The organism is Sphingomonas sandaracina (assembly GCF_036663695.1).
Lineage (GTDB): Bacteria > Pseudomonadota > Alphaproteobacteria > Sphingomonadales > Sphingomonadaceae > Sphingomonas.
In genome coordinates this window covers 65,440-87,021 of record NZ_JAXOJK010000004.1, presented here as the reverse complement: position 1 = coordinate 87,021, position 21,582 = coordinate 65,440, and the positions used below count along the sequence as shown (strand labels likewise).

The 21,582-nt window shown below is 66.7% G+C and carries 13 protein-coding genes; 3 read left to right on the top strand and 10 right to left on the bottom strand.

The features are described from left to right. Positions 1 to 17 precede the first annotated feature (17 nt). Positions 18 to 1,406, bottom strand: coding sequence for a TIGR03013 family XrtA/PEP-CTERM system glycosyltransferase (locus U1707_RS13320; RefSeq protein WP_332800570.1), 1,389 nt, complete (start codon positions 1,404 to 1,406; stop codon positions 18 to 20). Between the two features lie 161 nt (positions 1,407 to 1,567). Here U1707_RS13320 and U1707_RS13315 point away from each other — a divergent pair, with 161 nt between their 5' ends. The 3 genes from U1707_RS13315 to U1707_RS13305 all read left to right on the top strand — a co-directional run bounded on the left by U1707_RS13315 (position 1,568) and on the right by U1707_RS13305 (position 5,958). Next, the gene (locus U1707_RS13315) at positions 1,568 to 2,650 is read left to right on the top strand and encodes a mannose-1-phosphate guanylyltransferase/mannose-6-phosphate isomerase (RefSeq protein WP_332800569.1); all 1,083 of its coding nucleotides are present in this window, start codon (positions 1,568 to 1,570) and stop codon (positions 2,648 to 2,650) included. Positions 2,651 to 3,052: 402 nt separating this feature from the next. After that, on the top strand, positions 3,053 to 4,867 hold the full coding sequence (locus tag U1707_RS13310) for a DUF885 domain-containing protein (RefSeq protein ID WP_332800568.1): 1,815 nt from the start codon (positions 3,053 to 3,055) through the stop codon (positions 4,865 to 4,867). Positions 4,868 to 4,872: 5 nt separating this feature from the next. Beyond that, positions 4,873 to 5,958: a sialidase family protein gene (locus U1707_RS13305; RefSeq protein WP_332800567.1), complete on the top strand. Its 1,086-nt coding sequence runs from the start codon at positions 4,873 to 4,875 to the stop codon at positions 5,956 to 5,958. 364 nt (positions 5,959 to 6,322) lie between these two features. Here U1707_RS13305 and U1707_RS13300 read toward each other — a convergent pair whose 3' ends face one another. The 9 genes from U1707_RS13300 to U1707_RS13260 all read right to left on the bottom strand — a co-directional run bounded on the left by U1707_RS13300 (position 6,323) and on the right by U1707_RS13260 (position 21,577). Beyond that, positions 6,323 to 8,626, bottom strand: coding sequence for a glycoside hydrolase family 3 C-terminal domain-containing protein (locus U1707_RS13300; protein WP_332800566.1), 2,304 nt, complete (start codon positions 8,624 to 8,626; stop codon positions 6,323 to 6,325). A gap of 74 nt (positions 8,627 to 8,700) precedes the next feature. Then, positions 8,701 to 12,240, bottom strand: a complete 3,540-nt coding sequence (locus U1707_RS13295; RefSeq protein ID WP_332800565.1) for a hydantoinase B/oxoprolinase family protein — start codon at positions 12,238 to 12,240, stop codon at positions 8,701 to 8,703. Between the two features lie 7 nt (positions 12,241 to 12,247). After that, positions 12,248 to 13,309 (bottom strand): PLP-dependent cysteine synthase family protein, encoded by a 1,062-nt coding sequence (locus U1707_RS13290; protein WP_332800564.1) that lies wholly within the window; start codon positions 13,307 to 13,309, stop codon positions 12,248 to 12,250. After that, complete coding sequence (locus tag U1707_RS13285; protein ID WP_332800563.1) at positions 13,306 to 15,342, bottom strand: M3 family metallopeptidase; 2,037 nt, start codon at positions 15,340 to 15,342, stop codon at positions 13,306 to 13,308. Before U1707_RS13285 ends, U1707_RS13290 begins: the two co-directional genes overlap by 4 nt. 10 nt (positions 15,343 to 15,352) lie before the next feature. Continuing rightward, complete coding sequence (locus U1707_RS13280; RefSeq protein WP_332800562.1) at positions 15,353 to 16,759, bottom strand: L-serine ammonia-lyase; 1,407 nt, start codon at positions 16,757 to 16,759, stop codon at positions 15,353 to 15,355. A gap of 32 nt (positions 16,760 to 16,791) precedes the next feature. After that, positions 16,792 to 17,451 carry an alpha/beta fold hydrolase gene (locus U1707_RS13275; protein ID WP_332800561.1) on the bottom strand — a complete coding sequence of 220 codons (660 nt, stop codon included), beginning with the start codon at positions 17,449 to 17,451 and terminating at the stop codon, positions 16,792 to 16,794. Between the two features lie 40 nt (positions 17,452 to 17,491). Further along, positions 17,492 to 18,793, bottom strand: coding sequence for a CitMHS family transporter (locus tag U1707_RS13270; protein WP_332800560.1), 1,302 nt, complete (start codon positions 18,791 to 18,793; stop codon positions 17,492 to 17,494). A 226-nt stretch (positions 18,794 to 19,019) separates the two neighbouring features. Further along, positions 19,020 to 20,498: an OprO/OprP family phosphate-selective porin gene (locus U1707_RS13265; RefSeq protein WP_332800559.1), complete on the bottom strand. Its 1,479-nt coding sequence runs from the start codon at positions 20,496 to 20,498 to the stop codon at positions 19,020 to 19,022. Then, positions 20,495 to 21,577, bottom strand: a complete 1,083-nt coding sequence (locus tag U1707_RS13260) for an ABC transporter substrate-binding protein (RefSeq protein ID WP_332800558.1) — start codon at positions 21,575 to 21,577, stop codon at positions 20,495 to 20,497. The genes U1707_RS13265 and U1707_RS13260 overlap by 4 nt, the downstream gene beginning before the upstream one ends. Between the last annotated feature and the right edge of the window lie 5 nt (positions 21,578 to 21,582).

Below are 21,582 nucleotides of genomic sequence, written 5' to 3'. Positions count from 1 at the left end.
ACCTGCTCATCCGGTGCTCATCGCGCACCGGCTGGCCACAATACCACCCGCAGCGTCTGCAGCAGGATCAGCATGTCGAGGAACGGCGAATAGTTCTTCGCGTAATACAGGTCGTATTCGAGCTTGTGCCGGGCATCCTCGATCGACGCCCCATACGGGTAGTTGATCTGTGCCCAGCCGGTGATGCCGGGCTTCACCATGTGGCGCTCGGCGTAGAAGGGCAGATGCTCTTCGAGTTGCTCTACGAACTGCGGACGTTCGGGACGCGGACCGACGAAGCTCATCTCGCCTTTCAACACGGTCCAGGTTTGCGGCAATTCGTCGATCCGTACCTTGCGGATGAATCGGCCGATCCGTGTGATGCGGGGATCGTCCTCCGCGGCCCAGACCGCCGTACCGGGAATCTCGGCATCCTGCCGCATCGACCGCAGCTTCAGAATGTCGAAACCCTCGTTGTAAAGCCCGATACGGCGCTGGCGGTAAAATGCAGGGCCCTTCGACTCCAGCTTGATCGCCGCCGCAGTCAGCAGGATCACGGGTAGCGTCAGGACGAGCAACAACCCGCTCGCGAAAATATCGAACGCGCGCTTGAAGACGCTCGACAGCATCCGGCTCGAGGCGAATCCGTCGGAGAAGATCAGCCAGGACGGATTGACACTTTTCAGGTCGATCCGTCCCGTCTCGCGCTCGAGAAAGGTCGAGATCTCGCTGACCTGGACGCCGGTCGTGCGGACTCGCAGCAGGTCCTTCATCGGCAGCGCGTTGCGGCGCTCGTCGAGCGCCAGCACGACCTCGCTTGCGTTGCGGTCGACGATATGCGCCGACAGATTGGGAATTTCCGCGCGCGGCATGGCATCGTCGACCACCTGGTTCGGCTCGCCCATCGCCACGAAACCCGCCACCACAAAGTTGATACCGGGCTGTTCGGACAGCTCGAGTATCCGGGCGGCACGGGCCCCCGCGCCCAGCACGACAATCCGGCGCTTGAACGTATCGCCGCCCAGGATCTTGCCGAGCAGCGCCCGGACCGTGACGAGCAACACCGACGCGATGACCGACGAATATAAGAGGTTCGACCGCCAGAATGTCAGCGCGGGGACGAGGAAGAAGACCAGCGACAGCACGATCACGCCAAGCGCCAGCGCCACCGCGAGCCGCGCGGCGGCGAACCGCAGCGACAGGAACGACGCCACCCCGTACGCACCGACCGCCACCAGCGACACCTGAAGCGCGATCGCGAACGTCAGCAACTGCGCGATGCGCGTCTGGATCGGCGCGACCGCCATGCCGATCTGATGCGCGCGAACGACCCAGCCGATTTCCGCGGACGCGATCAGCAGCGCCAGATCGACCAGTCCGAGCAGGAGCACGGCATGCGGCACATAGTGTTTGAAGAGCCGTATCATCCCACGCTATCCCGACGCATCATCCGTACGTGCAACCGCACCTGCCCTTGCGTTTCGCAGTTAAATACCAAAAAACTCTGAAGAGCGTGCACGCAATTGATCGAATAGACGATTGGCAGGGGCGGACCCGTCGTTATAGCTCGGCGAAATCTGGAGGACTCATGACCGTACGTAAGATCGTTCCCGTTATCCTGTCCGGCGGTTCGGGAACGCGCCTCTGGCCGATGTCGCGTCCCGAAATGCCCAAGCAGATGCTGGCACTGACGGCGGACGAGACCATGCTGCAACTGACCGCAGGGCGGGCGCTGGGCGAGCGGTTCGCCGCGCCGATCGTCGTCGCCAATGCGCGCCACGCCGATCTGGTCGAGCAGCAACTCGCCGAAGCCGGTGCGACGCCGCAGGCGCTGATCCTCGAACCCGCCGGCCGCAACACCGCGCCGGCGATCGCGCTGGCCGCGCTCGCGGCGAAGGCCGCCTCGGCGGGTGGCGGTAGCGACGCGCTGCTGGTGATGCCGTCCGATCACGTCATCGGCGACGTCGCCGCCTTCCATGCCGCGATCGAGGCGGCGATGCCGCTCGTGTCACAGGGTTGGCTCGTCACCTTCGGGATCGCGCCCGATGCGCCCGAGACCGGCTATGGCTGGATCCAGATCGGCGAGGAACTCCAGCCCGGCATCAACCGCGTCGCGCGCTTCGTTGAGAAGCCGCCGCTCGACAAGGCGCAGTCGATGCTGGCGAGCGGCGATCACGCCTGGAACGGCGGGATCTTCCTGTTTCTCGCCGATGCCTATCTCGAGGCGCTGGCCCAGTTCCATCCGGGCATCCTGGTCGCGACGCGCGAAGCGATGGACACGGCCCGGACCGAGGGCACGCGGATCTATCCCGATGCGGCTGCCTTTGCCGCGTCGCCCGACGATTCGATCGATTATGCGGTCATGGAAAAGGCCGACCGCGTTGCGGTCGTACCGGTCGCGATGGGCTGGAACGACGTCGGCAGCTGGGACGCGCTGCATGCGATCAGCAACCTCGACGCCAGCGGCAACGCGCATCGCAGCGACAAGGACGGCCATGTTCTGGCGATCGATACGCAGAACTGCTTCGTGCGCAGCGACGGCATCCGCGTATCGCTGGTCGGCGTCGAGGACCTTATCGTGGTCGCCAGCGGTAACGACGTCCTGATCATGCCGCGCGGCCGCAGTCAGGAGGTCAAGAAACTGATCGAGGCGATGAAGGCCAAGGCCTGAGCGGATCGGGTCCGGGGTGGGACATGTGTCCCGCCCACGGTTATCGAACGACAGCTCAATGACGTTTGCGGGGTTTCGGTACCTTGGACAGCAGCGTCAGCAACGTCGGCAGATCTTCGGTGATCATCGTATCCGTCGGTGTCTGCCAAGAGGTTCGCAAGGCTTCGCCGATCTCGTGCAATCGCACGTCGCTCGACGGCTTGGATGATCTTTCTCGCACGGCTAATCTCGATACGCACACGGGTGACCCGCGGTCGTCATGGGGTGGATCAACCACACCGCCGGTCTCCCTGGTTGAACCGCCAGCGCCAGCTGTGGTTCCCGTGATTGCGACGATACCCGACTGGCAAAGCCGTGGCATGTACGCCTAGGATGCGGAGCATATCACGGGGAGAGTTCGTCATGGATCGTCGCCAGTTTCTCGCATCGGGGGGAGTCGCAGCACTTGCGACCACCTTGCTTCCCTCGGCTGCCTTTTCGCAACCTGTCCGCGACACCGCGCTAAACGCGGAGTTCGAACGGATATTCCAGCAAAGCGTCGCCCGCTCGCCCGAGCTCGCAACGTCGCTAGGCCTCGACAAGGGACCGTTGGCATCGCTCAAAAGCCAGCTGTCGCCGCGGACCCCCGACAAGCGCGCGCGCGACGTGGCGGAGACCAAGGCGTCGATCGCGAGCCTCGCGCGCTATGACGGCACCGGTCTGTCGCCGACCGCCAAACTGAACCTCGAAGTGGTGCGCTATTCGCTCGAAACGCAGATCGCCGCGCCTGAAAAATTCGGCATGGACAGCCCGATCCGTCCCTATCGGATCTTCCAGCAAGGCGGGGCCTATTTCCAGGTGCCCGACTTCCTCAACACAGCGCACACGATCACTGCGTCGCCCGACGCCGAGGCGTATCTGGCGCGGCTCGACCAGTTCGGCACGGTGCTCGACCAGGAAAGCGCGATGCAGCAGGCGGAGGCTGCGCGTGGCCTGCTCGCGCCCGGCTGGTCGCTCGACCTCACGCTCGGCCAGATGCGGAAGCTGCGGGGCCAGCCGGCGGCGACGTCGAGCATCGTCCAGTCGCTCGTCAAGCGCGCCGCCGCCAAGGGCATTGCCGGCGATTGGCAAGCGCGTGCGGCGAAGATCGTCGACGAGAAGGTCTATCCCGCACTCGACCGCCAGATCGCGCTGATCGAGCGACTGAAGCCGACCACCAAGCCCGGCGACGGCATCTGGCGCGTACCGAACGGCGACGCGATCTATGCGATGGCGCTGAACCAGGCGACCACCACGACCATGAGCCCGGACGAGGTCCACCGCATCGGCCTGTCACAGGTCGCCGAGATCACCGCGCAGCTCGACACGATCCTGAAGTCGCAGGGCTACATGACCGGCACCGTCGGCGAACGGCTCGCCAAGCTGAACGTCATGCCCGACCAGCTCTACGCAAACACCGCAGAAGGCCGCACCGAGCTGATCGCCGGGCTGAACGACAGCGTGAAGGCGATGTACGCCAAGCTGCCCCAGGCCTTCTCCAAGGTGCCGACGCAGCCGCTCGAAATCCGCGCGGTGCCGGTCGAGATCCAGGACGGCGCCTCGAACGGCTATTACAACCGCGCCTCGCTCGACGGCAGCCGCCCGGCGATCTACTTCGTCAATCTGAAAGACGTCGGCGACTGGCCAAAATACACGCTGCCGTCGCTTACCTATCACGAGGGCGTACCCGGGCATCACCTCCAGATCAGCCTGGCACAGGAATCGAAAGACATTCCGACCTTGCGTAAGATCGGGTTCTTCTCCGCCTATTCAGAAGGCTGGGCGCTGTATGCCGAGCAGCTTGCCGACGAGTTGGGCGCCTATGCCTCGCCACTGGAGCGCGCCGGGTATCTCCAGTCGTTCCTGTTTCGCGCGACGCGACTGGTGGTCGATACCGGCATCCACGCGAAACGCTGGAGCCGCGAGAAGGCGACTGCCTATATGGTCGCGACGACCGGTTTCGCGCGGCCGCGGACGCTGCGCGAGGTCGAACGCTATTGCACGCAGGCCGGACAGGCGTGCAGCTACAAGGTCGGCCACATGGCCTGGACGCGCGCGCGCGTGAAGGCAAAGGCGGCGCTGGGTGACCGGTTCGACCTGAAGCAGTTCCACGACATCCTGCTCGAGGGCGCGATGCCGCTGACCATCCTCGAACGCCGCGTCGACGAACGCATCGCGGCGATTCGCGGGCGGACGTAATCCGCGTGAAGGCGGCGATCATCGGTCTGGCAGCGATGCTGTCGGGGGCTGGCGCTCCCGAAAATGCCCCGCAGTCATCCGCATCGGATGCCCTCCTCAAGGCCGAACTGATCGACGCGCATGCGCCCTACCCGCAGGCGCACGCGTCGACGATCGTGCAACTCGGCGACGGAAGCCTGATGGCCGCCTGGTTCGGCGGATCGGGCGAAGGCAATGCCGATGTCCGCATCTGGACCTCGCGCAACGCCGGCGGCGTGGGCGACGGTTGGACTGCGCCCAAGCCGGTTGCGAACGGAATCGGCCCGGATGGTCGCCGCTTTCCCACCTGGAACCCCGTCCTGTTCCAGCCCGCTCCTGGCGACCTGCGCCTATTCTACAAGGTCGGGCCGAACCCGCGCGACTGGTGGGGCATGATGATCCGCTCGGCCGACAACGGCCGCAGTTGGAGCAAGCCGGAGCGCCTGCCCGACGGCGTTCTGGGGCCGATCAAGAACAAGCCCGTCGTCCTGCGCGACGGCAGCTGGCTCGCGCCGTCCAGTCGCGAGGAGGGCTCGGCCAAGTCCAATCGCTGGTCGCTCCACATGGAATTGAGCACCGATCGCGGCGCGCATTGGACGGTCGAGCCGCCGATCCCCTCGCCGATGCATATCGAGGCTATCCAGCCCAGCGTGCTGTCCTATCCCGATGGCCGGCTCGAACTCATCGCCCGCACGCGCCAGGGTGCGCTGGCGATGAGCTGGTCGAAGGATACCGGTCGCACCTGGTCGCCGCTGGCCGCGATCGATCTGCCCAACCCGAACGCCGGCACCGATGCGGTGACGCTGCGCGATGGGCGCCAGTTGATCGTGTACAATCACAGCGGTCATTGGCCCGACCGTCCCGGCGACGGACCGCGCTGGCCACTCAACCTCGCTGTGTCGGACGACGGCGTACGCTGGCATCAGGTGCTGACGCTTGAGAGCAAGCCGCTCCCCGACGGCTATGCCTATCCCGCCGTGATCCAGACGCGCGACGGCCTGGTCCGCATCACCTACACCTATGACCGCAAACGCATAAAATACGTGGTGGTCGACCCACGCCGGCTCCGCTGACCCCGACCGAAAGCGGTGTCCAGAACGTCTCGAGGTTCAGCTCTGGGCTAACCATCGTACGGCACCATGCCCTTGTTCTCCCGCGAAGGCGGGAGCCCAGTCTGGATCCCCGCTCTCGCGGGGAAACAAGGCTTGCTGCGGGCGGATCGACATTCAGCATTTTAGCCCACTGCTTTGGGCGCGCGTCCCAACATGGGCTCCGTCACCCCGGACTGGTTCCGGGGTCCACCGTTCCGCGAACCAAACTGTCTCGATTGTGCGGCACCGTGGATGCCGGAACGAGCCCGGCATGACGGAGGAGAAGAGCTGATCTGGCGCCTAAAACCGAATGGCGATTCCCCAACGGGATAACCGCCGAACCCGTTTAGCGGCCCTTGGCGTCGAGCGTCTGCGAGGCCACGCGGACCATCGCGGTCTGGACGATATCCGCGGCCGAGGTGGCGAGCATCACCTTGTAGTCGCCGCCCGCGATCTTCCACCCGCCGCTGGCAACGTCGAACGTCGCGAGCAGGCGCGGGTCGATCGTCACAGACACCGCCTGGCTCTTGCCGGGGGCGAGGTCGACCTTGCGGAATGCGCCGAGCCGCTTGGGGGCTTCCCAGCCGGCGCCCGACACATAGACCTGCGCGACCGCCTTCCCTTGCACCGCGCCGGTGTTCTGGACGGTGAAGTCCGCCTCGATGCCCTTGCCGGCAGGCGCCGCGGTCAGGCCGGTCATTGCGAAGTTCGTGTAGGACAGGCCGTAGCCGAACGGGAACAGCGGTTTGGCGCCGGTCTTGTCGAACCACTTATAACCGACCGCGGCGCCCTCGATGTCGTAATTGCCCATCGGATGCGAATCGCGGTCGAGCTTGGGATCACCCTCGAGCTTGGGCCGCGGGGTCTGCGCGAGCGACGCGGGGAAGGTCGCGGGGAGATGCCCCGACGGATTGACCTCGCCGGTCAGCACGCGCACAATCGCCTCGCCGCCTGCGGTGCCGGGGTACCACGCCTCCAGCACCGCGCCGACCTTGCCGAGCCACGGCATCACCACCGGCCCGCCGGTTTCGAGCACCACGACGGTCTTCGCGTTCGCGCGCGCGACCGCGTCGATCAACGCGTTCTGCTTGTCGGGCAAGTTCAGGTCGGGGACGTCGAACGACTCGCCCGTCCACTGCTCGCCGAACACGACGACCACGTCCGCCTTGCGCGCCGCCGCGGCAGCCGCCTTGACGTCCTTGCCGTCGAGATAGGTCACGCTCGCCCCAGTCCGCGCCTGCAACGCCTTCATGGGTGAGGACGCGTGATAGGTCTTGGGGCCGGGGAAGCCGCTCGGAAATTCGTCGGGCACGATCAGGCCGTTGGTCGGCGCGTTGTGCGAATAGACCTGGCTCGAACCGCCACCCGACAGCACGCCGACATCGGCATGCGCGCCTATCAGCAGGATGGACTTCGCGGTCTTGACGAGCGGCAGCAGCCCGGCGGTGTTTTTGAGGAGGACGATGCCCTCTTCCGCATCGGCACGCGTCACCGCGGCATGCGCGGCGTAGTCGATCTTCGTCGCCTGGTCGCCGTTCACGACGGTGTCGAATGCACCGACCGAGACCATTCCCCACAGCACGCGTCGCGCCATGTCGGTCGCGCGCGCCTCGGTTACGTGGCCGTTGTTGACTGCCTCGCGCAGGGCATCCGCAAAGTAGGCCGAGCGATCGAACGCCCAGCCCGATTGCTGGTCGAGCCCGGCATTGGCGGCCTCGCTGGTCGAATGCGTCGCGCCCCAGTCGGACATGACATAGCCCTTGAAGCCCCAGTCGCGCTTCAAGACTTTGTTGAGCAGCCAGTCGTTCTCGCACGCATAATGGCCGTTCACGCGGTTGTACGCGCACATCACCGAGCCGGGCTTGCCGACCTCGTTGGCGATCTCGAACGCGAGCAGGTCGGACTGGCGCGCAGCCTGTTCGCCAATCCTGTGATCGATGTTGTTCCGGTTCGTCTCCTGTCCGTTGAAGGCGTAATGCTTCATCGTCGAGACGACGTGCTGCGACTGGATCCCCTTGATCTCGTGGCCGGTGATGATACCCGCCAGCAACGGATCCTCGCCGCCATATTCGAAATTGCGCCCGTTGCGCGGCTCGCGCGTCAGGTTCATGCCGCCCGCCAGTTGCACGTTGAAGCCCGACAGGAACGCCTCCCTGCCGATCATCGCGCCACCGGCCTGCGCCAGTTCGGGGTTCCAGGTCGCCGCGGTCGCGATTCCCGACGGCAACGAGGTGCGCAGGCGCGGCGTCGGCCCGCGCTGGCTGGCGACGCCGACGCCGGCATCGGTCTGCCACTGGTTGGGGATGCCGAGCCGCGGGATGCCGGGCACGATCCCCGCGGACGCGGGCAGGCCGTCCTTCGGATAGACCCAGTTCTTGACCGGCGTCTTGAGCCAGTCTGCATTGGTCGCGAAATAGCCGAAGGTGAGCTGGAGCTTCTCGTCGAGCGTCATTTCCTTGAGGAGCAGGTCGACGCGCGCATCCGCGCTGAGTTTGGTGTTCATCCACGGCCGCGTCTTGGGGGCCGCGGTCTTCGCCGCCGCCGCGCCAGGCGCGTTGTTGGTCGTCTGCGCGGTCGCCGGCGCGGCAATCGCGAGCACCGATCCCGCAAGCAATCGGACGAACAGGGCGCGGGAACGGGATGCGGTCATGGGCTCACTTTCACGATGGTCTTGTGCGGCCCGTGTGTGACGCGTCTGTCACGTTGCTGCAACCGGTCGTCGCATCAGGAGGCTCCGAAACCGCCGCCGCCGGGCGTCTCGATCACGAACACGTCGCCCGGCCGCATGTCGACGCGCGCGGTCGAGCCGAGGCGCTCCACGCTGCCATCCGCCCGCTCGACGGTCGCCGAGCCCAGCCCACCGCTGTCGCCGCCCGCCATCCCGAACGGCGCCACGCGACGGCGGTTGGCGAGGATGCAGGCGGTCATCTCTTCGAGGAACCGCACGCGCCGTGTCGCCCCGTTGCCGCCTTGGTGTGCACCTGCCCCGCCCGAGCCGCGGCGGATCGAGAATTCCTCCAGCAGTACCGGGAAGCGCGTCTCGAAGATCTCGGGGTCGGTCAGCCGGCTGTTGGTCATGTGCGTCTGGATCACCGACGCGCCGTCGAAGCCGGGACCCGCACCTGCTCCCCCCGCGATCGTCTCGTAATATTGGTGCACGGCGTTGCCGAAGGTGAAGTTGTTCATCGTCCCCTGGCTCGCGGCCATCGCGCCGAGCGCGCCGAACAGCGCGTCGGTGACGACCTGGCTCGTCTCGACGTTGCCGGCGACGACCGCGGCCGGATAGCGCGGGTTGAGCATCGAGCCTTCGGGCACGCGGATCGTCACGCCGCGCAAGCAGCCGTCGTTGAGCGGAACCGCCTCGTCGATCAGCGCTCGGACGACGTAGAGCACAGCCGCGCGGACGATCGAGACGGGGGCGTTGAAGTTGGTCGGACGTTGCTCGCTGGTACCGGCAAAGTCGACCTCCATCGTCGCGGTCGCGCGGTCGACGCGGACCGCCACGCGCACGACCGCGCCGTCGTCCATCTCGTAGGCGAACGCGCCGTCGTCGAGCGTCGCGATCAGGCGGCGGACGGCGGCGTCGGCATTGGCCTGGACGTGCTCCATGTATGCCGCGACGACGTCGGTGCCGTACTCGTCGGCCAGTCGCGTGAGGCCGGTTGCACCGCGCGTGCAGGCCGCCAACTGCGCGGCGAGATCGGCGATGTTCTGGTCGATGTTGCGGGCGGGATAGGGGCCGCCCGCGAACACTGCGCGCAGTTCGGTTTCGAGGAAGCGACCTTCGTCGACCACCAGCACGTTGTCGAGCAGCACGCCTTCTTCCTCGACCGAGCGGCTTTCGGGCGGCATCGATCCTGGGGTGATCCCGCCGACGTCTGCGTGATGGCCACGCGCTGCGACGAAGAACGCGGGCGCATCGCCGTCATCCGCGAAAACCGGCATGATGACGGTGATGTCGGGGAGGTGCGTGCCGCCGCGATACGGCGCGTTGAGCGCGTAGGCATCGCCGCGGCGGATACCGCGGCCGTCTGCGCCGCCGCCGCGTGCGTTGATGATCGTGCGGATGCTTTCGCCCATCGAGCCGAGGTGCACCGGAATGTGCGGTGCGTTCGCGACGAGGTTGCCATGCGCATCGAACAGCGCGCAGCTGAAGTCGAGGCGTTCGCGGATGTTGACCGATGCGGCGGAGCGCTGGAGCGCGGCTCCCATCTCCTCGGCAATGCTCATGAACAGGCCGGCAAAGATCGCCAACCGTACCGGATCGGACTCGGTGCCGATGCTGGCGCCGATGCGGGGTGCGATCCGGTCTAGGATCAGGTTGCCGATCGGATCGACGCGCGCGCGCCAGCCGGGCTCGACGATGGTGGTCGAGACGCTGTCGAGGATCAGCGCGGGGCCATCGATGGCGTGTCCGGCGGGGAGGCCTTCGCGCGCCAGGACGGGCGTGTCGTGCCATGCGCCTGCCATGTAGACCGGGGCGACGGACAGGGGCGCGGCTGGCTCTTCGGGGAAGGCGACGAGTGCGGCGTTGATCGGCGGGCTCTCGGCGATCGCCTCGGCGACGATCCGGTCGGCGATCAGCGGCGCTTCGCTGGCGAAACCGAACTGCGCGATGCGTGCCGCGTCGAACGCGGCGATCATCGCGGCCGGGTCGTGCAAATCGAGTTCGATGGTGTGGTCGGTCTGGCCTCGGCGCAGATGCACGCGGCGTTCGATCCGAACGTCGTCCGCCGTGACACCCTGCGCTACCAGTGCTTCGCGCGCAGCCTCCGCTAGCCCGTCCAACGCTTTGACGATCTCAGCGTAATTCGCGAACGTTGCGCCCGAGGTCGCCTCCCGAAGGACCCGGCGATCGGCCAGCCCCATGCCGTACGCCGACAGCACGCCGGCCAGCGGGTGGATCATCACGCGGTCCATCGCCAACGCATCCGCGACGAGGCACGCATGCTGCCCCCCGGCTCCACCAAAGCAGGCGAGCGTGTAGCGCGTCACGTCATGCCCGCGCGCGACGGATATCGTCCGGATCGCATTCGCCATGTTCGCCACCGCCACCGCCACGAACCCTTCCGCCGCGACCTGCGGATCGAGCGGCAATTCCGCGAACCGCGCCGCCACCGCCTCGGCATCGAGCGGCTGGTCGCCCGCCGGTCCGAACAGCGCCGGGAAGAATTCGGGGCGAACCTTGCCGAGCATCACGTTGCAGTCGGTCACGGTCAGCGGCCCACCGCGGCGGTAGCACGCCGGCCCCGGCACCGCGCCTGCGCTCTCGGGGCCGACGATCAGCCGCTCGCCATCGAACCGACAGATCGAACCGCCGCCCGCCGCGACGGTGTGGATCCGCAGCATCGGCGCGCGGATACGGGCGCCGGCGATCAGCGTCTCGGTGTCGCGTTCGTACGTGCCGGCGTAGTGCGACACGTCGGTCGAGGTGCCGCCCATGTCGAAGCCGATGATGTGTTCGAACCCGGCCTCGCGCGCGGTTGCGGCCATGCCGACGATGCCGCCCGCCGGCCCCGACAGGATCGCGTCCTTGCCGCGAAAGCCTGCGCCATCGACCAGTCCGCCCGACGACTGCATGAACAGCGCGCCCTGCCCCAGCGCGTCGCTCAGGCCCGCGACATAGCGATCGACGACCGGCGACAGATACGCGTCGACGACGGTCGTATCACCGCGCCCGATCAGCTTGATCAGCGGCGCGACGCGGTGGCTGACCGAGATTTGGGTGAAGCCGATCTCGGCGGCGATTGCCGCCAGCGCCTCCTCGTGCGCGGTGAAGCGATAGCCGTGCACAAGAACAATTGCGACCGCGCGCAGACCGCTATCGAATGCCGCCTGCAATCCTGCGCGCGCCGCGTCGACTTCGAGCCGCCGTAGCACATCGCCGTCCGCCCCGACCCGCTCGTCGATCTCCACCACCTGCGCGAACAAGGGCGGCGGACGGTTCACGTCGCGCGCAAAAATGTCGGACCGTTCCTGGTGGCCGATCAGCAGCGCATCGCCGAACCCGCGGGTGATCGCGAGACACGTCGGCTCGCCCTTGCGCTCGAGCAGCGCGTTGGTCGCGACCGTCGTGCCGATGCGCAGTTCGAGCGGCACATCCGCGCCATCCGTCAGTCGCCGGATCGCCTCGACCGCGGCGTCACCGTAGCGCTCGGGATCTTCCGACAGCAGCTTGGCGGTGACGATCCGCCCATCCGGTTGCCGCGCGACGACGTCAGTGAACGTGCCGCCGCGATCGATCCAGAACTGCCATGTGGTCATTGGTTACTCAGCCCAGAAATTGCGTCATCCGCGCCGCCGCCCCGGTCCACGCGACCCCGCGATCGTCGAGCCATGCATCGTCGTAATAGGTGCAGCCATAGCGGTCGCCGCCATCGCACAACAAGGTGACGATGCTCCCCGTCTCACCCACCGCCGCCATCTCTTCGATTAGCTGCGCGCAGGCCCAGAGGTTGGTCCCGGTAGAGCCGCCGACGCGCCGGCCGAGCCGGTCGGACAGCGCGCGCATCGCACCGATGCTGTCGGCATCCTCGACCGCGATCATACGGTCGATGACGCTCGGCACGAAGCTGGGCTCGACCCGCGGGCGGCCAATGCCTTCTATCCGCGACGCGCACCCTTCGGGTAACGCGACCACCGAGCGGTCCTCGAAATGGCGGTGAAACACCGAGTGCACCGGGTCCGCGACGCACAATTTGGTGTCGTGGCGGCAATAGCGGATGAACCGCCCGATCGTCGCCGACGTGCCGCCGGTCCCCGCGCCGCAGACGATCCAGGACGGGCACGGATGCTCCTCCTCGGCCATCTGCGCGAAGATGCTCTCGGCGATGTTGTTGTTGCCGCGCCAGTCGGTCGCGCGCTCGGCATAGGTGAACTGGTCGAGATAATGCCCGCCGGTCTCGGCTGCCAAACGGTGCGAGACGGCGTAGACGGTGCGCGGATCGTCGACCATGTGGATCTCGCCGCCGTGGAAGCGGATCGCGTCGAGCTTTGGCTTGGCGGTCGTCGCAGGGACCACGGCGATGAAGCGAAGCCCCAGCATTTTCGCGAAATACGCCTCCGATACCGCGGTCGACCCCGACGAGGATTCGATCACCGTCGTCTCGGGACCGATCCATTCGTTGCACAGCGCATACAGGAACAGCGACCGCGCGAGCCGGTGCTTGAGGCTGCCGGTCGGGTGCGAACTCTCGTCCTTCAGATACAGCACGATACCGGGGTACCGCGGCAGGTCGACGCGGATCAGATGCGTGTCGGCGGACCGGTTATAGTCCGCCTCGATCCGCCGCACCGCCTCCGACAACCAGCGCCGGTCGACACGTCTCGTCACCCTTGCAGCCCGTGACGGACCAGCATCGCGGTCGGCTCGGGATCACGCCCGCGGAACGCGCGGAAGCTTTCAGCCGCCGGTCGGGTAGCGCCGCGCGCGAGCACTTCCTCGCGGAACCGGTCGCCGGTCTTGCGATCGACCAGCCCCGCCTCCGCGAACGCCTCGAAGCCATCCGCCGCGAGCAATTCGGCATAGAGATAGCTGTAATAGCCCGACGCATAGCCGCCCGCAAAAATGTGACTGAACGCATGTGGGAAGCGGTGCCATGCGGGCGGACGGATCACCGCCACCTCGTCGCGCACCGCCTCGATCACCTCGATCGGATCGCTGCCCATCGTGCCGAGATGCAGCAACAGGTCGAACAGCGCGAACTCGACCTGACGCAGGATGAACATCCCCGCCTGGAAATGCCGCGCCTTCACCATCCGCTCGAACAGGTCGGCGGGCAGCGTCTCACCGGTCTTGTAGTGGCCCGACATGCCGGTCAGCACGTCCTTGTCCCAGGCGAAATCCTCCATCAGCTGGCTCGGCAGTTCGATCGCGTCCCATTCGAAACCATTGGTGCCGGCGATGCTCGGCCGGTTCACCTTGGTGAAGAGCAGGTGGATGCAATGCCCGGTCTCGTGTAGCAGCGTCGTCACGTCGTTGTGGCTCAGCAGCGACGGCGTCTCGCCACCATCCGGCGCAAAATTGCAGACGAGATACGCGACCGGCACCGTGACGGTATTGCCGTCATGCAACCGCGGCCGCGCCTGCGCCATCCATGCGCCGCCCCGCTTGCCGGCGCGCGCGTGGAGATCGAGATACAGCCCGGCGAACACCGTCCCGCTCTCGTCCACCACGTCGAAGAACCGCGCGTCGTCGTGATACAGCGACACATCGTCACGCTCGACCAACTTGATGCCGAACAGCCGCTGCATCAGCGTCTGCCAGCCCTCCATCACCCGCTCGACCGGGAAATACGCCTTCACCACCTGCGCATCGACCGCATAGCGATCCTGCCGCAACCGGTTCGACACGAAGCCCGCATCCCAGGGCTCGAAATCGGCGATCCCGAGCTGTTCGGCCGCAAACGTCTTCAGTTCGGCCAAATCACGCTCCGCCGCCGGCTTCGCGCGCCGCGCCAGATCGCGCAGGAACGCGATCACTTCGGCGCCGTTGGGGGCCATCTTGGTCTCCAGCGACCACGCGACCGGATCGGTGAAGCCGAGCAGCTTGGCGCCCTCATGCCGCAGCTCGAGGATACGCGCGATCCGGGCGCTGTTGTCGAACTCGCCTGCGTTCGGCCCCTGGTCCGACGCGCGCGTCGCGAATGCGCGGTACATGCGCGCGCGTAGCTCACGGTTCTCGGCGAAGGTCAGCACCGCGTTGACGCTCGGCTGTTGCAGGGTGACCAGCCAGCCGGCCTGCCCCTTCGCCTTGGCGGCATCCGCGAACATCGCCTTGTCCGCGTCCGAAATGCCCGCGAGATCTGCCTCGTCCGTCACCAGTTCCGACCACGCATCAGTCGCATCCAGCACCGCGCTGCCGAACTCGTTCGACAACCCCGACAGTTCGACCGAAATCTCGCTGAACCGGTCGCGCGCCTCTGGCTCAAGCGCCACACCCGACAGCGTGAAGTCGCGGATCGCCTGCTCGACGGCGACCCGGTCCTCGGTCCGCAAGTCGGCGAACTCCGGCGAAACGCTCAGCGCCACGAACACCTCGTACAAATCGCGGTTCTGCCCGACCTTCATATCGTTCTCGACGAGCCGCTTCTGCCCCTCCGAATACGCCGCGCGCAGTTCGGGCGTGTCCGCCACGCCGTGCAGGTGCGACACCGCCGACCAGATCGCGCCGATCTCGGTATTCGCCCGCTCGTACGGCAGCCACGCGCCCGCGAAATCGGTAGGCCGCGCGGTCGTCAGCGCCTCGACCATCGCCTCATGCCGAGCGATCGCCTCGTCCAGCGCAGGCGCGATCTGGTCGGGCGCCAACTCGGCGAAACGGGGCAACGACAGCGTATCGAGAAACGGGTTCGTCGGAGCAGTCATGGGAAATCCTTCAGCATTCGACGACGTTGACGGCCAGGCCACCAAGCGACGTCTCCTTATATTGCGAGCGCATGTCCTCACCGGTCTGGCGCATCGTCTCGATCACCGCATCGAGGCTGACGATATGGCGACCGTCCCCCCGCAGCGCCAGATACGCCGCGTTGATCGCCTTGATCGCACCCATCGTGTTACGCTCGATGCATGGAATCTGGACCAGCCCGCCGATCGGGTCGCAGGTCAGGCCGAGGTTGTGCTCCATGCCGATCTCGGCCGCATTTTCGATCTGCGCGTTGGTCCCGCCGAGCGCCGCGACCAGCGCGCCCGCCGCCATCGAGCACGCAACGCCGACCTCGCCCTGGCACCCCATCTCCGCCGCCGAGATCGACGCGCGCTTCTTGTAGAGGAAGCCGATCGCCGCCGCGGTCAGCAGGAAATCGTGCGCGCCCTTCGCCGTCGGGTCCTTCGTGAACGTCTCGTAGAAGCGCAGGACCGCCGGCAACACGCCCGCCGCGCCATTGGTCGGCGCAGTGACGACGCGACCGCCCGCCGCATTTTCCTCGTTCACCGCCAGCGCATACAGGCTCACCCATTCGAACACCGCGGAAGGATCCGCCGCGGTATCGCGCGCCTGCAACCCCTCGAACAACGCCTTCGCCCGACGCGGCACCTTCAACCCGCCCGGCAAAATGCCACCCTGCCGACACCCGCGATCGATCGATGCGAACATGGCACCACGGACGGCATCGAGGAACGCATCGGTCTCGCTCTCCGGCCGCCAGGCGATCTCGTTCTCGCGGACGATCTCGGCGATCGTCATCCCCGTCGCGTCGCCGGTCGCAAGCAGTTCCGCCCCCGACGAGAACGGCCTTGGCAAAAGGATGTTCGCCTTGACGGGCCCAGACCCCGCCTCGACGATCGCGCCGCCACCGATCGAGAAATAGGTCCGCTCGACGCTGCGCCCGTCACCGAACGAGGCGGTGAAGGTCACCGCGTTGGGATGCCCCGGCAGGAAGGTCTTCGAATGAAACAGGAGGTGCTGGCTCTCCTCGAACCCGATCTCCACCCGTTCGGCGAGCATCAGCCGCCCGCTCGATCGGATCGCCGCCAGCCGCACTGGGATCAGGTCCGGATCAATCATCTCGGGCTGCGCGCCACTCAAGCCGAGCATAACCGCGCTATCGGTCGCATGCCCCCGCCCGGTCAGAGCGAGCGAACCGTACAGATCGACGCGCACCGCAACCGGCTGCTCGTCCGCCACCAGATCCGCGAACAGCCACGCCGCGCGCATCGGCCCGACGGTATGCGAGCTCGAAGGCCCAATACCGATCGTGAACAGGTCGAGGATGCTGATCGCCTGGTGGCAATCGGGCCGCGCGCGCGTGCGCTCGTCGGGGCGGTCGAAGGTCAGCGGATCCATGCCTTGCGCCATGCACCGCCGACGCGACGATGTCAGCCAGATTTCAGCCACTGGCGGAGCACCGCGGTGACCTCGCCGGGACGTTCGAGCGGGGAAAGGTGGCCGCAACCGCGCAGCAGGTGGAAGTGCGCCCCCGGAATCCGCAACGAAAGCGCAAGCGCGTCGTCTGGGGTGCAGATCCGGTCGCGATCGCCGACCGCGACCAGCGTGGGCACGTGGATTGCGGCGATCGCCTCGCTGATATCGGGGCGGGCGAGCAGCGCGCGTTGCTGGCGCTCGAACACGACCGGGCCGACGCGGTCAGCCATCGCCTGCGCGGGACCGCTGACATTTGCGGACAGATGCGGGTCGGCGTGCGGCGCGGTCGCGAGCAGGCCCTGCCCCGCGACGGTGCGCGGGCGAACGTCCATCGATCCGCGCGTGCCGAATAGCGCGATCCGCTCGACCCGGTCGGGGGCTTGCCGCACCATCTCCATCGCGACGTAGCCGCCGAGGCTGACGCCGGCGACCGCGAACCGTGGCGGTGCGCTGGCAAGCACCCGCGCCGCCATCGCCGACAGCGTATCGTCCTGCGACAGGTCGCCGAACTCGACCTGCGCGATGCCGGCGAGGTCGACGATCTGGCGAGCCCAGAGCTGCCCGTCGCAGCCCATCGCTGGAAGCAGCATCAACAGTGTACGCGGTCGAACCATGCGAAATCTCCGGTAGCGGCGGGTTGCGGGGATGCCCACGTCAGGCGACGAACGGAAAGGCGAGTGCGATCATGCCCACCAGCGTCATCACGACGCAGACGGCGATCGCGGGGACGAGCGTGAAGCGCTGGTGATCGGCGAGGTCGATGCCGACCAGGCTGACCAGCAAATAGGTTGAGGGCACCAGCGGGCTGAGCAGATGGACCGGCTGGCCCATTAGTGAGGCGCGGGCGATCGCCTCGGGCGCGACGCCGTAATGCGCGCCGGCTTCTGCTAGGATCGGCAGCATCCCGAAATAGAACGCGTCGTTGGAGATGAAGAAGGTGAAGGGCATGCTCAGCAACGCGGTGATCGGTGCCATGTAAGGTCCGAGCGCGGGCGGGATCACGCCGACCACCGCCTTGCTCATCGCCTCGACCATGCCGGTGCCGCCAAGGATTCCGGTGAAGATGCCCGCCGCGAAGATCAGCGACACCACCGCCAGCACGTTGCCGGCATGTGCCGAGATCCGCTCCTTCTGGTCGGCGACGCCCGGGTAATTGACGATCATCGCGATCGCGAACGCCAGCATCATCAGCACCGACAACGGGAGTATGCCCCATACCAGCAACGTCAGCAGCGTGATGACGAGGGCGGCGTTGAACCAGATCAGCTTGGGGCGACGTGCCTCGGGATATTGCGAAACGGCCATGCCGGTGAACTCGGTATCGGCGGTGATCCCGGCTTCACCCATCCGGACGCGCTCCTTGCGGCCGAAATACACGGCGAGACCGATAAGGAAGGCGAGACCCGCGATCATGCCGGGGATCAGCGGCAGGAACAACGTCGCCGGATCGATCTTCAGCGCGCTCGCCGCGCGAGCCGTCGGCCCGCCCCACGGCGTCAGGTTCATGATGCCGCTCGTCGTCATCAACAGGCAGACGAGGTACAACCGGTTCATGTTGAAGCGCTTGTAGAGCGGCAGCAGCGCGGCGATCGTGATGATGTACGTGGTCGACCCGTCGCCATCGAGGCTGACGAGCGCGCACAGCACGACCGTCCCGATCAGGATCCGCATCGGATCGCCGTGGACCAACCGGATCAGCCGCCCGACCAGCGGATCGAACAGGCCGGTGTCGGTCATGGTCGAGAAGAACAGGATCGCGAACAGCAGCATGACGCCGGTCGGCGCAAGGTTCTTGATGCCGTCGATCATCATCGGGCCGAGACCCGCGGCGTCGCCCGCGAACACGCCGAAGATCGACGGAATCACGATGAGCGCGACGAGCGGCGTCATCTTCTTGGTCATGATCAACGTCATGAACGTGGCGACCATCAGGAAGCCGAGCAGGGCAAGGGTCATCGCATCGTCCTAGGAAAGGGCGTGAATAGGGGGATGGGGGCAGACGTCGCCGCAATTACCGTCGCGGCGGCCGCCCCACGGGCGGCCGCAAGCACCCCGTCATCCTGACGAAAGTCAGGATCCAGGGTTACGGAGCGTGGCCCTTCGTGGCTCTGGATCCTGACTTTCGTCAGCATGACGGAGGAGTGGGGCCGGGCCATCGTGGCAGATCGCATGCCAGCCAGCATCAGAAAGTAACCCCGACGCGGGCGCTGAGCGTCTGGCCGCTGTCGTTGCCGACATAGTCGCCGGCGCGGTTGTCGGTGTTCCACTGGATCGCGTTCACCTGGAAGCGGGTGAAGGAGTTCAAATACCAGTTGACCCCGAGCGTCGCCGCCCAGCCGTCGCCGCCGGTCAGCAGATTGTCGAAATCGAGGCTTTCGTAGCGCGCGGTGAGTTCGATCGCGCCGACCCCGCCGTCGAACGTCGGCTTCAGCACCTTGGGCTGGCCGAAGCTGCCGAGGCGCGGATTGTACGGCGGCAGATCGCCGGTCAGGAACAGCCCAGCCGAGACGCTCCAGGCCTTGCTGACGAAATCGGGACGGCCGCCGTCGAGACGCGCGTTGCGGCGGCCCGCTTCACCCATCACCCACAACGGCCCGCGATACCCGCCGAGCTCGACCCCGTAGCCGGTCGTACCCGTACCGCCGATCAGCGGCCCGGTCGATACGCGGAGCGCCCCGTTGAAGCGGCCGCCGATCACCGTGTTGCGGGTCAGCGTGCCGGCGACCGACGACAGCGATTCGTCGAAGCCCCAAACGCCAAGATGGAGCACGCCGGTATCGGACTTGATCGGGTTCCAGTGCGCGCGGCCCAGCACCGTGCGGCTGTCGCCAACGTTCTGCGTGCCGTCGATCCGGTCGCCGGTGACCGTGACCGAGGCGTGGCCGGTCTTCCAGAAGATGCGCGGCATCACGCCGATGCCGTAGAAGCCACGCTGTGGGATGATCGCGGTCGAGACCGTGCTGCGCTCGAGGAACGGCGTTGAATCCGATCCCGTGGAGCCCTCGAAGCTGCGGTCGTTGAACAGATGGCCGGCGCGGACATCGTAATCGAGGCCCGGCTTGATCTTGTTGCGCCAGCCGACGAACGCGGTGACGACGTCGACCTCGTTCTCCGAAAAGTCGCTTTCGAACTGGTAGAAGAAATGCGTGCCGACGCCGCCCTCGAGGCCGAGACGTAACGCGCGCATGCCGGTCGTCGTGATGTTGCGGCCGTCGTATTTCGAGCCGAAGCTGGAACTGACGTCGGTCAGGATGCGACCGCGCGGTTTGAACGTGTAGACGCCGTCCGCCGAGTGGAAGACGGGCAGCCCGGCACCCCATTCGGTGGTCACGCCCGAGGGATTGTCGCGCGCGGCGATCGCCTGCGTCACGTCGCGGTCGGCAGGGCCTGGGGGCGCGAGCTGCGGTGCGAACGGCACGGTCCGACGCGGTTCGTTGTTCTGCGCGACGGCCTGCGGTGCAGTCGCAGGCGCTACCGGAGCGGGCGCCTGCGCAACGGCGGCGACATTCTCCAACCGGTCGAGCCGCGATTTCAGCGCCGCAATCTCGGCGGCCTGCGCGCGAACCAGCGCGGCAAGGTCGGCGTCGGTCGGGGTCTGCGCGAGTGCCGGGGTTGCTGCAATCAAGGCGAGTGCGGCGCACCCGGTACGGAAGAGGGTCATTGGGCTTTGGCTCCGGTGGCGAGAAGTGCGGTCCAGTCGCGCAGGAAACGCTGGCGCTTGACGCGGTCGAGGTTGACGAGGAGTTGCGGGCCGACGCGGATCGGCCGCGCCTGGCTTGACGGAAGGCGACGCGCGGCCACGTCGGTGCGGACCGGCCAAAGGCTGCGCTTAGCGAGCAGCGACTGGCCCTCGCGCGACAGCAGGAAATCGAGGAACAGCTTCGCCGCCGCCGGATGCGCGGCCTCGCGCGCGATGAACGCGATCCGCGACGTGACGATCGTATAGTCCTGGAGGAACGCGACGCCGATCCGCGGGTCGGTCCGCGCGCGTTCCAGCGCGTACGAGCCGATGACGTTGTACGCGATCGCCTGCCGCCCCTCGGCGACGCCGCGTAGCATCGGCTCGGTGGTTTGCGACAGCACGGGCTTCGTCGCCGCGATCGCCTCCAGCAACGACCGCGTATCGCGCGTGATCGCCAGGTCCTCGGTCAGATACAGATAGCCGACATTGGACCGCGCCGGGTCGAACGTCGTGACGCGTCCGGTCAGCATGCGTGCGTTCCGCCGCAGCCACGTCTCTAACGCGGCATGCGTGCGCGGCACCTGCGCAGGCGGCACGAGACGCTTGTTATAGACGATCCCGATCGGCTCCGCGGTGACGCCGAAGCCCATGTTCTTCCACACAGACACCGGCGGCAGCGCGGGCTTTTCCGGGCTCGCATAGCCTTGCGCGAAGCCGTCGTTGATCAGCTTAACCTGCAGATCCATCGCCGACGACCAGACGATGTCGGCGGACAATTTTCTGGCGCGCGTCTCGGTGACGAAGCGACGGTACATCTCAGTCGAGCCGAGATCGGCGTATAGAACGGTGATGCCGGGATAGCGCTTCCGGAACGCGGCGACGACCGGCAGCAATTCGGCGCGATCGGCATTGCCGTAGATCCGCACCTGCCGCTCGGCACGCGCGTCGGAAATCAGCTGGTCGTAGGATCGCGGATAGTTCGCCGGACGCTGCGCCACGACAGCGGTCGCGGCGAACGTCGTGGTCAGCAATGCGATCTTCAGAAAAATTCGTGCCATCGTCA